The organism is Streptomyces sp. NPDC002403, from assembly GCF_053593015.1.
In genome coordinates this window covers 83,334-95,752 of record NZ_JBSFBQ010000023.1, presented here as the reverse complement: position 1 = coordinate 95,752, position 12,419 = coordinate 83,334, and the positions used below count along the sequence as shown (strand labels likewise).

General features: G+C 71.1%; 12 protein-coding genes. 9 read left to right on the top strand and 3 right to left on the bottom strand.

Features of this window, described 5'->3' with window-relative positions; genetic code table 11:
* Positions 1 to 2 precede the first annotated feature (2 nt).
* From ACWCPY_RS24255 to ACWCPY_RS24235, 5 genes are all read left to right on the top strand, one after another.
* A complete protein-coding gene (locus tag ACWCPY_RS24255; protein WP_451268143.1) occupies positions 3 to 707 on the top strand; it encodes a glycerophosphodiester phosphodiesterase in 705 nt (234 codons plus the stop codon).
* Positions 708 to 774: 67 nt separating this feature from the next.
* Entirely contained in the window at positions 775 to 1,578 is an 804-nt protein-coding gene (locus ACWCPY_RS24250; protein ID WP_451268141.1) for an SAM-dependent methyltransferase, read from the top strand.
* A 13-nt stretch (positions 1,579 to 1,591) separates the two neighbouring features.
* Positions 1,592 to 2,797: a sensor histidine kinase gene (locus ACWCPY_RS24245; RefSeq protein WP_451268139.1), complete on the top strand. Its 1,206-nt coding sequence runs from the start codon at positions 1,592 to 1,594 to the stop codon at positions 2,795 to 2,797.
* A complete protein-coding gene (locus ACWCPY_RS24240; protein ID WP_451268137.1) occupies positions 2,794 to 3,540 on the top strand; it encodes a response regulator transcription factor in 747 nt (248 codons plus the stop codon). Before ACWCPY_RS24245 ends, ACWCPY_RS24240 begins: the two co-directional genes overlap by 4 nt.
* 56 nt (positions 3,541 to 3,596) lie before the next feature.
* Positions 3,597 to 4,793, top strand: coding sequence for a serine hydrolase domain-containing protein (locus tag ACWCPY_RS24235; protein ID WP_451268135.1), 1,197 nt, complete (start codon positions 3,597 to 3,599; stop codon positions 4,791 to 4,793).
* Position 4,794: 1 nt separating this feature from the next.
* Here the strand turns inward: ACWCPY_RS24235 and ACWCPY_RS24230 are convergent, their stop codons facing one another.
* From ACWCPY_RS24230 to ACWCPY_RS24220, 3 genes are all read right to left on the bottom strand, one after another.
* Positions 4,795 to 5,352 (bottom strand): hypothetical protein, encoded by a 558-nt coding sequence (locus ACWCPY_RS24230; protein WP_451268133.1) that lies wholly within the window; start codon positions 5,350 to 5,352, stop codon positions 4,795 to 4,797.
* Positions 5,353 to 5,405: 53 nt separating this feature from the next.
* Positions 5,406 to 6,569 carry an ABC transporter substrate-binding protein gene (locus ACWCPY_RS24225; protein WP_451268183.1) on the bottom strand — a complete coding sequence of 388 codons (1,164 nt, stop codon included), beginning with the start codon at positions 6,567 to 6,569 and terminating at the stop codon, positions 5,406 to 5,408.
* A 189-nt stretch (positions 6,570 to 6,758) separates the two neighbouring features.
* Entirely contained in the window at positions 6,759 to 8,198 is a 1,440-nt protein-coding gene (locus ACWCPY_RS24220; RefSeq protein ID WP_329814218.1) for a gamma-aminobutyraldehyde dehydrogenase, read from the bottom strand.
* A 178-nt stretch (positions 8,199 to 8,376) separates the two neighbouring features.
* On the opposite strand from ACWCPY_RS24220, the gene ACWCPY_RS24215 reads away from it, so the two are divergent.
* The 4 genes from ACWCPY_RS24215 (at position 8,377) to ACWCPY_RS24200 (ending at position 12,415) form a co-directional block, all read left to right on the top strand.
* A complete protein-coding gene (locus tag ACWCPY_RS24215) occupies positions 8,377 to 8,868 on the top strand; it encodes an Lrp/AsnC family transcriptional regulator (RefSeq protein ID WP_176729251.1) in 492 nt (163 codons plus the stop codon).
* Positions 8,853 to 10,232 carry an aspartate aminotransferase family protein gene (locus tag ACWCPY_RS24210; protein ID WP_072487209.1) on the top strand — a complete coding sequence of 460 codons (1,380 nt, stop codon included), beginning with the start codon at positions 8,853 to 8,855 and terminating at the stop codon, positions 10,230 to 10,232. The genes ACWCPY_RS24215 and ACWCPY_RS24210 overlap by 16 nt, the downstream gene beginning before the upstream one ends.
* A 279-nt stretch (positions 10,233 to 10,511) precedes the next feature.
* The gene (locus ACWCPY_RS24205) at positions 10,512 to 11,249 is read left to right on the top strand and encodes an ABC transporter ATP-binding protein (RefSeq protein ID WP_451268130.1); all 738 of its coding nucleotides are present in this window, start codon (positions 10,512 to 10,514) and stop codon (positions 11,247 to 11,249) included.
* Positions 11,231 to 12,415: a hypothetical protein gene (locus tag ACWCPY_RS24200; RefSeq protein WP_451268129.1), complete on the top strand. Its 1,185-nt coding sequence runs from the start codon at positions 11,231 to 11,233 to the stop codon at positions 12,413 to 12,415. Before ACWCPY_RS24205 ends, ACWCPY_RS24200 begins: the two co-directional genes overlap by 19 nt.
* Positions 12,416 to 12,419: the final 4 nt, after the last annotated feature.

The window sequence follows — 12,419 nt, the reverse complement described above, 5'->3', positions numbered from 1 at the left end:
CCATGGTCACCTCAGTCACCGCCGTGGCCCACCGCGGCGATCCCTACCGTGTCCGCGAGAACACACTCCCCTCGATCCGCTCCGCCCTCGGACGGGGGGCGGACGCGGTCGAGATCGATGTACGGGTCACACGTGACGGTGTGCCGGTCCTGCTGCACGACGCCACGCTGAAGCGGCTGTGGGGCCACGACGTGCGGCTCGACCGGCTGACCCGCCAGGAGCTCACGGAGCTGACCCGGGGCGGTGTGCCCACACTGCGCGAGGCGCTGCTCGCCGCCGGGGCGCACCGGTTCATGATCGACCTGCCGGGCTCCACCGACGACTCGGTGCCGAGGATCGTCGCCGTGGTGCGCGAGTGCGGGGCCGGCGAGCGGGTGTACTACTGCGCCGGCCCCGACGCCATGCTCCGGGTGCGGGCAGCCGACCCGGACGCCGAGATCGCCATGACCTGGACGACCCTCGCGCCGCCGCGCGCCACGCTGCTCGACGCGGTGCGGCCGCGCTGGCTGAACTACCGGTTCGGGCTGGTGGACCGGGACCTGACGGACCGTCTGCACCGGGACGGGCTGCTGGTCTCCGTCTGGACGGCCGACACCAGGCGGACCATGCGCCGCCTGGTGCGCCGCGGCGTCGACTCGATCACCACCAACCGGGTCGACGTCCTGCGGGACGTCCTCGCCGACTCCCCGGCCCACGGCCCCTCCTGACCGGTCCGGCATCATGGGCCTGCCCCATCGTCCGTGATGCCGGGCCCGGAGCAGGAGGAGCAGCGCCGTGACCGACCCCCGCACCACCCCCGTTCCCGACGACCGCGTCCGTTCCGACGTCGCCCACAACGCGCGGGTCTGGAACCACTGGCTCGGCGGCACGGACAACTACCCGGTGGACCGTGCGGTCGGCGACCGGGTCACCGCCATGTACCCGAGCATCGGCGAAGTGGCGCGCGCCGACCGGGCGTTCCTGGGGCGGGCGGTCCGGTATCTGGCAGGTGAGGCGGGGATCGGACAGTTCCTGGACATCGGCACCGGTCTGCCGACCGCCGGGAACACGCACGAGGTCGCCCTGCGTACCTCCCCCGACTGCCGTGTCGTGTATGTCGACAACGACCCCTCCGTGCTGACGCACGCCCGCGCGCTGCTGGCCGGCTCACCGCGGGGCGCGACCGTGTACGTCGAAGCGGACGCCCGCGACCCGGAGCGGATCCTGCGGGCCGCGCAGCCGACGCTCGACCTGGAGCGGCCGGTCGCGGTCCTGCTCCTGGGCATCCTCAATTTCGTCCTCGACACGGACGAGGCACGGCGCATCGTGCGCACACTCATGGACGCGCTGCCCTCCGGCAGCCATCTGGTGCTCACCCATCCCACCCTGGAGCTGGGCGGCGAGGGCAACGAGGCGGCGATGCGGTTCTGGAACGAGAACGCCACCCCGCCGATCACCGCCCGCGGCCGCGCCGAGTTCGCCGGGTTCCTGGCGGGGCTCGACCTGGTGGAGCCGGGCATCGTCTCGTGCGCGCGGTGGCGGGCCGAGCCCGGTGCGGCACAGGTGGCGCAGTTCGGCGCGGTGGCGCGGAAGCCCTGACGGCACCGCTCCGATGCGCATACGAGACATCGCGGCGGGAGTGCGCGGACGCGCCCTGGGGGCCGGCCCCCTCGGCACGGACCTGCTCGTCGCCCTGCTGGTCCAGGCCGCCATGACCATGCCGTTCGTCGTACCGCGCGCCCCGGAGCTGCCGGAGGCGACGTGGACGTCGTACGGGCTGACCACCCTGACGGTGCTGCCGCTGGTGGCCCGCCGCCGGGCGCCGGTCGCGGTCCTCCTCGCGGTGCTGGCGGCGGGCGCCCTGTACACGTTCACCGTCGACGGGCCGGGCCAGCCGCTCCCGTACACCGGTCTGGTGGCGTTCTGCACGGTGGCCGAGCTCTCCTCGCCGCCGAAGCGGATCGGGATCGCGCTGCTCACGGCGGCGGCCGTGCTGGTCTCGGTCGGACTCGCCAGGGACGACCTGCGGGAGCTGTTCTTCTCCCTGTTCGTCTTCGCGGCGGCCTACGCCTTCGGCCGGTTCACGGTGACGCGCAGGGCCTATCTGCGCGCGGTGGAGGACCGGGCCCGTCAGCTGGAGCTGACGCACCGGATCGAGGCCGAACAGGCGGCGGCCCGCGAACGGGCCCGGATCGCCCGGGAGATGCACGACATCCTGTCCCATGCGGTGAGCCTGATGATCGTGCAGGCGGAGGCCGGCCCCGTGGCGGTCCGCACGGCGCCGGAGCGTGCCGAGGCGGCCTTCGACGCGATCTCGGAGGCGGGCCGGGACGCGATGGCGCAGCTGCGCCGGATGCTCGGCGTGCTGCGCGAGAACGAGGGTTCACCGGATGCGCCCAGGGAACCCCAGCCCGCGCTGGCCGGGCTTCCGGGTCTCGCGGCGCGGGTGAGCGACAGCGGCCCGGCGGTCTCGTACGAGGTCACGGGCAGCCCCGGCGCACCAGGCCTGGCGGTCGAGGCGACCGTCTACCGGATCGTGCAGGAGGCCCTGACGAACGTGGTCAAGCACGCCGGGGCGGACTCGGTCCGGGTTCTGCTGGAACACGGACCCGAGGTGCTGGCCCTCACCGTCACCGACGACGGACGGGGGCCCGGAGGCGGCTCCGGGCTGGGGCTGGTCGGCATCCGGGAGCGCGCCGCCGCGCACGGCGGGACGGCCAGTGCCGGCCCCGGTCCTGACGGGCGGGGGTTCCGGGTCCGGGTGACGATTCCGCGGGTCCGGCCGGAGACGGAGCAGAGGGCAGAGGTGGGAAGTTGACGATCCGTGTGGTGGTGGCCGACGACCAGGAGCTGGTGCGCAGCGGTTTCGCGATGATCCTGGACGCGCAGCCGGACATCGAGGTGGTGGCCGAGGCGGGCGACGGCCGGGCGGCGGTCGAGGCGGTGCGGCGGCTGGCGCCCGAGGTGGCGCTGCTCGACATCCGGATGCCCGGCACGGACGGCATCGAGGCCTGCCGCGCGATCAGCGCCGGGACCGGCTGCCGTACGGTCATGCTGACCACCTTCGATTCCGACGAGTACGTCTTCGAGGCGCTGCACGCGGGCGCCAGCGGTTTCCTGCTCAAGGACGTCCGCCGCGACGACCTGGTGCACGCGGTACGGGTGGTGGCGGCCGGGGACTCGTTGCTCGCTCCTTCGGTGGCGCGCCGGCTGATCGCCGAGTACACCTCGCGCCCGCCCGCCACGGCCGCGGCGCCGTCGGCGCGCCTGGACGTACTGACCGCCCGGGAGTACGAGACCCTGCTGCACCTGGCCCGCGGGCTGTCGAACGCGGAGATCGCGGCGGCGCTGGTCGTCAGCGAGCACACGGTGAAGACCCATGTCGGCAATGTGCTGTCCAAGCTGGGGCTGCGCGACCGGATCCAGGCGGTGATCTGCGCGTACGAGTGCGGTGTCGTGACTCCCTCTCCGGAGGGAGGTCCGGCCTTCGGCTCCCCCGCGCAGGGGAGCCTGCCTCCCTCCCGCAAACCCCCGGCCGGGGGATCCGCCCGGGCGGGCTGATCAACAGGATGGAGTCCGTGAGCGGTTGAGGATTCCACGCCCAGGAGGCACCTGACATGAACACCCGTACGTTGCGCACCGCCGTCGCGGCCGCGCTGGTCCTCGGTATCGCCGCGGGCCCTGTCCCACCGGCCCTGGCGGCGGCCGGTACCCCGGCGGCCCCGGGCCGCTCCGCGCTCGGGGAAGCCACCGGACAGGCCCCGGACGCCGCGGCACTGCGCGCCGCCGTCGCCGGGCTCCCGACGGACGACGCCACGGCCGCGCTGGTGCGGGTCTCGGGCACCGGGGGCGACTGGCGCGGCAGTGCCGGCGTCCACGACCTGGTCTCCGGGCGGCCGGCGGACCCGGACGGCCGCTTCCGTGCCGGTTCGGTGACCAAGGTCTTCACGGCGGCCGTCGTGCTGCAGCTGGCCGGGGAGGGCAGGCTCGGCCTGGACCGCCCGGTCCGGCGCTATCTGCCGGATCTGATCCCGGCGGCGTACGAGGACGTCACGGTGCGCCAGTTGCTGAACCACACGAGCGGCATCCCGTCCACCGGCTCCGGCGGCGACCTGGACGACTGGTACGCGCACCGCTTCGACCTGCACGACCCGGTGCAGACCGTGCGTGAGGCCACCGCCCGGGAGCCGGACTTCGTGCCCGGCGCCCAGCAGCACTACGCCAACATCGGCTACACCGTGGCGGGACTGCTGATCGAGCGGGTCACGGGTGACTCGTACGCCTCGCAGGTCTCCCGCCGTGTCCTGGAGCCCCTGCGGTTGAAGGACACGTATTTCCCCGGTGCCGACCCGGCGATCCGCGGGCCGCACAACCGCGGCTACCAGCTCTTCGGCACGGCCGGCGAGCTGCGCGATGTGACCGTGTGGGGGGCGACGGACGCCTGGGCGGCGGGGGACCTGATCTCGACCACCGAAGACCTGGAGCGTTTCACCCGGGCGCTGTTCAGCGGTCAGGTGGTGCGCGGGCCGCTGCTCCAGGAGATGTTCACGCTGCCCGACGCCTCGGTCCGCGAGTACGGCACCGGCAAGCCCGCCGCGTACAGCGCGGGGCTCTCGGTGATGCGACTGGGCGGACGCGAGGTCTGGGGCAAGACGGGCGGCCGGTGGGGCTACAACACGGCCGTCGCCGCCACCCGTGATCTCTCCCGGACCCTCGTCTACAGCGTCAACTCGACGGACGCGAAGGGGGAAGGCATGAACCCCACGGCGATGAACATAGTGGTGGCCGCCTTCGGCGCCCCGTCGGCCGGGTGACTCAGGCCGCCGGCCCGGTCGGGGCAGTGGCCGTCGGCGCGGGCTCCGGGCTCGGTGTCCGCTCCAGGGCCTCCAGCTGCTTGATCATGCGGCGCACCACGAGCAGCGGGATGACCCCGAAGACACCGAACGACATGTCGATGACGGACCACCAGAAGGGGATGGAGCGGATGGGCCCGCAGACCAGCGCGAGCGGGATGATCCCGGCGCAGGCGATCATGCCGAATTCGATGACCCAGATATTGCGGACCGGGTCGCGGTAGGGGCCGTAGAAGGCGACCGCGATGACCAGATGCGCGAAGGCCAGCCAGTCGGTGCCGTACAGCACGAAGGGGTACTTCGCACCGGCCTCGTCGAGGCCGGTGCGGACCTTGGTGATCCACTCCATCAGTGCCGGGAAGTGCTCCGGCACGGGAGAGGCCGAGGACCTCAGCAGATCCTCGGCCCAATGGAGTTCATGGACGAGCGGAAAGGCGGTCAGCCCGCTGAGAACCAGACAGACGACAAAGACGGCCAACCACACGCGTATGCGCCTCAGCAGGGCTCTTCGCTCGCTCATGTCCGCAGCGTACGCCCGTGTTTACCGGTCCCCTACGCCACCCCTGGTACGGCTCACAGCCCGACGATGGAGTTCCATTTCTTCGCGAACTCGGTGCGCTCCTCGGACGTGACGTCGCGGGCGATCGCGAGCCGCTTGCGCATCGCGTCGTCGGGGAAGATCAGCGGGTCCTCGGCGAGTGCGGCGGTCTCCTCGTCCTTGGCGGAAGCCAGCACCTCACGCGCGGCCGGCACGGGACAGACATAGTTGACCCAGGTCGCCAGCTCAGCGGCGACCTCCGGCTCGTAGTAGTAGTCGATGAGCCGCTCCGCGTTGCGCTTGTGGCGCGCGAGGTTGGGGATCATGAGCGATTCCGACCAGAGCTCGGCCCCCTCCTCGGGGACGACGAACTCGATCTCCGGGTTGTCGGCCTGGAGCTGGATGACGTCGCCGGAGTAGGCCTGGCAGGCGAGCACATCGCCGGTCGACAGGTCCTTGATGTAGTCGTTGCCGGTGAAGCGGCGGATGTGCCGCTTCCTCACCAGCTTCTCGACCTGGTCGCACACCCGGTAGAAGTCGTCCCGCTGCCAGCGGGTGATGTCGACGCCGTTGCCCTGCATCAGCAGGGCGAAGGACTCGTCGAGCCCGGACATCAGCGTCACCTTGCCGCGCAGGTCGTCCGCCCACAGATCGCTCAGGTGCTTGATCTCGCGGCCGAGCTTCTTGCGGTTGTACGCGATGCCGGTGATCCCGGACTGCCAGGGGACGCTGTGCATCCGGCCCTTGTCGAAGGCGGGTGAACGCAGCTGCGGGTCCAGGTACTTGGCGACGTTCGGCTGCTTCGCCCGGTCCATCTCCTGCACCCAGCCCAGCCTCACGAACCGGGCGGACATCCAGTCGCTGATGACGATCAGGTCGCGGCCGGTCTCCTGGTGGTTCATCAGTGCCGGGCTGATCTTCCCGAAGAACTCGTCGTTGTCGTTGATCTCCTCGGTGTACGTGACGGAGATCCCGGTCCGCCTGCCGAAGGCGTCCAGGGTGGGCCGCTTCGACTCGTTCTTGTCGTCGGTGTCGATGTAGAGGGGCCAGTTCGCGAAGTGCAGCGTGTGGTCGCTCGCCGAGGTGTCGCGTCCGGCGCGGTCGCCGGGCTCCACGTAGGCGGCGGGCACTCCGCAGCCGGCCAGCGTGACACCGGCGGCCGTGGCTCCGAGGGCGCGCAGCAGGGACCGGCGGGACATGGGGTTCTTCGGGGTTGCTCGCACCTGCGCAGGATGCCGGTCGGCCGGCGGGGCGGGCAATGGACCAACCGTCCAGCGGCACACGCTCCGTCCGCACACCCTGTCGATGCCGGGGCGCGGATCGGTGCCGGGGAACGGAGACGGCCCCGGGCGTGCGCCCGGGGCCGCGACCTGCCTGCTGACGAGGTATCAGTCGTCGAGCGAGGTCATGACGTGCTTGATGCGGGTGTAGTCCTCGAAGCCGTACGCGGAGAGGTCCTTGCCGTAGCCGGACTTCTTGAAGCCGCCGTGCGGCATCTCGGCGACGAGCGGGATGTGGGTGTTGATCCACACGCAGCCGAAGTCGAGGTTCTTGGACATCCGCATGGCGCGGGCGTGGTCCTTGGTCCACACCGAGGAGGCCAGGGCGTACTCGACGCCGTTGGCGTACTCCACGGCCTGGGCCTCGTCCGTGAACTTCTGGACGGTGATGACCGGGCCGAAGACCTCGTTCTGGACGATCTCGTCGTCCTGCTTGAGGCCGGAGACGACGGTCGGGGCGTAGAAGTAGCCCTTGTCGCCGACCCGGTGGCCGCCCGCCTCGACCTTGGCGTGCGCGGGGAGCCGCTCGATGAAGCCGCTGACCTGCTTGAGCTGGTTGGCGTTGTTGAGCGGGCCGTACAGCACGTCCTCGTCGTCCGGCTGCCCCGTCTTGGTGTCGGCGGCGGCCTTGGCGAGCGCGGTGACGAACTCGTCGTGGATGGACTCGTGGACCAGGACGCGGGTGGCGGCCGTACAGTCCTGACCGGCGTTGAAGTAGCCCGCGACGGAGATGCCCTCGACGGCCTTGGCGATGTCGGTGTCCTCGAACACGACGACCGGGGCCTTGCCGCCGAGCTCCAGGTGGACCCGCTTGACGTCCTTGGAGGCGGACTCGGCGACCTGCATGCCGGCCCGCACCGAGCCGGTGATGGAGGCCATCGCCGGGGTCGGGTGCTCGACCATCGCGCGGCCGGTGTCCCGGTCGCCGCAGATGACGTTGAAGACGCCCTTGGGCAGGATCTGGCCGATGATCTCGGCGATCAGCACGGTCGACGCCGGGGTGGTGTCGGACGGCTTGATGACGACGGTGTTGCCCGCGGCGAGCGCCGGGGCGAACTTCCAGACGGCCATCATCATCGGGTAGTTCCACGGCGCGACCTGCGCGCAGACACCGACCGGCTCACGCCGGATGATGGAGGTCAGGCCCTCCATGTACTCGCCGGCCGAGCGGCCCTCGAGCAGCCGCGCCGCACCCGCGAAGAAGCGGATCTGGTCCACCATCGGGGGGACCTCTTCGGTGCGGGTGAGTTCGAGCGGCTTGCCGGTGTTCTCCGACTCGGCGGCGATGAGGTCCTCGGCGCGCTCCTCGAAGGCGTCGGCGATCTTCAGCAGTGCCTTCTGACGCTCGGCGGGCGTGGCGTCGCGCCAGGCGGGGAAAGCGGCCGCGGCGGCGTCCATCGCGGCATCGACATCGGCCTGCCCGGAGAGCGGCGAGGTCGCGTAGACCTCTTCCGTCACCGGGTTGATCACATCGATGGTCCGCCCGTCAGCGGCGTCCCGGAATTCTCCGTTGATGTAGTTGCGCAGACGGCGCACCTCGGTGGTCACAACCACCCCTCCTGTCGACACGTCCAATGGGTGAGATGCCCAGGGTAGTCGCTCGGGTGTCGCTTTCGACATGCCCAACCGCCGTGAACTTCGGATTCAGTGAGATCTGGACCCTCAGACAACGAATTTCATCGATCTGGGGTTGCCAGACCGACGAGTCCCGGTGCACAGTGGATGCGTGGCCAGTCGCAGCGCAGACTCCAGGACCGGGAACGGATCGTCACCAGCGGTCGATGCCGTCTCCCTCGCAATCATCGAGCAGCTCCAGGAGGACGGACGCCGTCCGTACGCCGCGATAGGCAAGGCCGTCGGCCTCTCCGAGGCGGCCGTGCGACAGCGCGTCCAGAAGCTGCTCGATCAGGGCGTGATGCAGATCGTCGCCGTCACCGATCCCCTCACCGTGGGGTTCCGGCGGCAGGCGATGGTCGGCATCAATGTCGAGGGCGACCTCGATCCCGTCGCGGAAGCGCTGTCGGCCATGGCCGAGTGCGAGTACGTGGTGATGACCGCGGGCTCCTTCGACCTGATGGTGGAGATCGTCTGCGAGGACGACGACCACCTGCTGGAAACGATCAACAAACGCATCCGGGCCCTCCCCGGTGTGCGCTCCACCGAGAGCTTCGTGTACCTGAAGCTCAAGAAGCAGACCTATATGTGGGGAACCCGATAGCCGTGAGCAAGGACCTCAGCCGAACCGCGTACGACCACCTGTGGATGCACTTCACCCGCATGTCGGACTACGAGAACGCGCCCGTTCCCACCATCGTGCGTGGCGAGGGCACCTACATCTTCGACGACCAGGGCAAGCGTTACCTGGACGGCCTCTCCGGCCTGTTCGTGGTCAACGCCGGTCACGGCCGTCACGAGCTCGCCGAGGCGGCCTACAAGCAGGGCCAGGAGCTGGGCTTCTTCCCGGTGTGGTCCTACGCCCACCCGAAGGCCGTCGAGCTGGCCGAGCGCCTGGCCGACTACGCTCCGGGCGACCTCAACAAGGTCTTCTTCACCACCGGTGGCGGCGAGGCCGTGGAGACCGCCTGGAAGCTGGCCAAGCAGTACTTCAAGCTCCAGGGCAAGCCGACCAAGTACAAGGTCATCTCGCGCGCGGTCGCCTACCACGGCACCCCGCAGGGCGCCCTGTCCATCACCGGCCTGCCGGCCCTGAAGGCCCCCTTCGAGCCGCTGGTCCCCGGCGCGCACAAGGTGCCGAACACCAACATCTACCGCGCCCCGATCCACGGCGACGACCCCGAGGCGTTCGGCCGCTGGGCCGCCGACCAGATCGAGCAGGAGATCCTCTTCGAGGGCCCGGAGACCGTCGCCGCGGTCTTCCTGGAGCCGGTGCAGAACGCCGGTGGCTGCTTCCCGCCGCCGCCCGGATACTTCCAGCGCGTCCGCGAGATCTGCGACAAGTACGACGTGCTGCTCGTCTCCGACGAGGTCATCTGCGCCTTCGGCCGCCTCGGCACGATGTTCGCCTGCGACAAGTTCGGCTACGTGCCGGACATGATCACCTGCGCCAAGGGCATGACCTCGGGCTACTCCCCGATCGGTGCCTGCATCGTCTCGGACCGCATCGCCGCACCGTTCTACGAGGGTGACAACACCTTCCTGCACGGCTACACCTTCGGTGGCCACCCGGTCTCCGCGGCGGTCGGCCTCGCCAACCTCGACATCTTCGAGCGCGAGGGCCTCAACCAGCACGTCCTGGACAACGAGAACGCCTTCTTCACGACGCTGCAGAAGCTGCTCGACCTGCCGATCGTCGGCGACGTCCGCGGCAACGGCTTCTTCTACGGCATCGAGCTGGTGAAGGACAAGGCCACCAAGGAGACCTTCACCGACGAGGAGACCGAGCGCGTACTGTACGGCTTCCTCTCCAAGGCGCTGTACGACAACGGCCTGTACTGCCGGGCCGACGACCGCGGCGACCCGGTCGTCCAGCTCGCGCCGCCGCTGGTCTCCGACCAGTCGACGTTCGACGAGATCGAGGGCATCCTGCGCACCGTCCTCACGGAGGCATGGACCAAGCTCTGACCGGCACCACGACCGGCCGGCCGACCACGGATCGGCCGCCGGTCGGACGGCCTTTCGGCTTGACCATCGCTTGACCACTGCTTGACCGGCTTCCAGCCGTCATCCTCATACGGTCCACACGGCCCGGATGCGCCCATTCGAGTGGGAAGGGGCGCATCCGGGCCGTGTGCTGTGCGCTCACCGCGGTTCGAATCCTTACGGTGCCGAGTGACCGATCGGCCTTCTCTTCGTTCCCCCGTACGGGGGACGGGAATTACGATCTGAACCGAGGTGTACGCCATGGTGGCCCCGCCGGACAACGACGTGATCTGGGCGCGTTCCCTGCACCATTCCCACAACGGCTCACCCGCGCTCGGCGGCGTCTCCCTGGGCGTCCGTGACGGCGAGATCCTCGCCGTGACCGGCCCCCGGGGCTGCGGCAAGACGACCCTGCTGCACTGCCTGTCCGGTCAGCTGGTGCCCGAGCAGGGCGAGGTGTGGTTCAACAGCGTCCCCGTCCACACCATGGGGCCCCGGCTGCGTGAACGGCTGCGCCGCGACAGGTTCGGCTGGATCGCCCCCGAGCCCCAGCTGGTGCCCGAGCTGAACACCTGGGAGAACACGGCCCTTCCGCTGCTGCTGCGCGGCGCCCCGCGCCGGGAGGCGAAGAAGGCCGCCCTGGAGTGGCTGGAGCGGCTCGACATCGGCGGCTGCGCCAGGCAGCGGCCGCACACCCTGCTCCAGGGACAGCGCCAGCGGATCGCCGTGGCCCGTGCCCTGGCCGCCGCCCCCACGGTGATCTTCGCCGACGAGCCGACCGCGACCCTGCACCGCAGTGACCGGACGCACGTGCTGCGCACCCTCACCAGCGCGGCCCGTTCGCACCGCATCACGATCGTGCTCGCCACCCATGACCCGGAGATCGCCGCCCTCGCCGACCGCACGGTCCCGCTGCTGGACGGCCGCCGCGTCGCCACCGTCGCCCTGCCCGCCGTATCCGATACGGAGGGCCGCGCGGCGTGCTCGCTCTCCGTCTAGCCCGGGGTTCCCATCCGCTGGTCCTGCTGCGGCGGCTGCTGGTCGCCGCCGCCTCCGCCGGAGTCGGCTTCCTCCTGCTGTGCACCCTGAGCTACGCGTCGGGGCACCCGGCCCACTCCGCCGCGGCCGTGCTGCGCCTGCTGTGGTGCTTCGTGCCGCTCGCCGCCACCGTGCAGTTCGCGGTCGCGGTGGCCCGTACGGACCCGAGCACCCGGCCGCGTTCCGGGCTGTCCGCCGTGGGACTCGGGCCGGTCCGGCTCGCGGTGCTCGCCGCGGTCTCCACCGCCGTCTCCTGCACCCTCGGGTCGATGGTGGCTCTGCTGTTCTTCCTGCATCTGCGCGGTGACCTGACCGGGCTGCCGTTCGACGGCGCCGCGGCCGGGCCGCTCGACGCCGAGGCCCCGCTGCCGCTCGCCGCCGTGCTCGTGCTGCTGGCCCTGGTCCCGGTGACCGCGGCGGGTGCGAGCGCGCTCGCGCTGCGCGCCGGACCGGTCTCGACGGCGGCCCCGGACGACACCTCCTCGGACGTCCTGACCGAGCCGGAGGCGCCCGATCCGGCGGCTCCCCCGACGGGGCTGCCGTGGGGCGTGGCGCTGACCGCGGCCGGTCTCGCCGTCGAGGCGTACATGAGCCGGGGCGACGTTCACAGGCTGCTCCCGCTGCCCGGCAGGCTCGACGCCACCCCGGCCGGGGTGCTGGTGGGCTGGACGCTGACGGCGGTCGGGCTGGCCGTGGCGGGTCCGGGCCTGGCCCATCTGTGCGGACGACTGCTGCAGTCGGTGCGCCCCGGCGCCGTACGTCTGCTGGCGGGCCGGGTGCTGATGGACGAGTCGCGCCGGATCGGCCGACCGCTCGGCGTGGTCTGCGCGGTGCTCTCCGCGGCCGTCGCCGGCTACGCGCTGTACGGGACGGACGCACACCCCCTCGGCCCGCTCACGGAGCTGGGCGCGGTGCTCGTTCTCGGCTGCACGACGGCGACGCTGCTGACCTCGGCCCTGGAGGCGAGACAGGCGCGCGAGCAGACCTCGCAGGCGCTGCTGCGGCTCGGCGCCCCGGCCTCGGCCCTGCGTGCCGCGACTGCCCTGCGCGCCGTCGCGCTGCTGCTCGTCTTCGCCCCGCTGACCTGGCTGATCGCGGAGCTGGCCGCACTGCCGCTGACGGCCTGAGGAC

What these genes read in the sequence shown, in the direction of transcription:
- ACWCPY_RS24255 (WP_451268143.1), top strand. Translation starts at nt 3, where the DNA reads ATGGTCACCTCAGTCACCGCCGTGGCCCACCGCGGCGATCCCTACCGT.
- ACWCPY_RS24245 (WP_451268139.1), top strand. Translation starts at nt 1,592, where the DNA reads ATGCGCATACGAGACATCGCGGCGGGAGTGCGCGGACGCGCCCTGGGG.
- ACWCPY_RS24235 (WP_451268135.1), top strand. Translation starts at nt 3,597, where the DNA reads ATGAACACCCGTACGTTGCGCACCGCCGTCGCGGCCGCGCTGGTCCTC.
- ACWCPY_RS24230 (WP_451268133.1), bottom strand. Translation starts at nt 5,352, where the DNA reads ATGAGCGAGCGAAGAGCCCTGCTGAGGCGCATACGCGTGTGGTTGGCC.
- ACWCPY_RS24225 (WP_451268183.1), bottom strand. Translation starts at nt 6,569, where the DNA reads ATGTCCCGCCGGTCCCTGCTGCGCGCCCTCGGAGCCACGGCCGCCGGT.
- ACWCPY_RS24205 (WP_451268130.1), top strand. Translation starts at nt 10,512, where the DNA reads ATGGTGGCCCCGCCGGACAACGACGTGATCTGGGCGCGTTCCCTGCAC.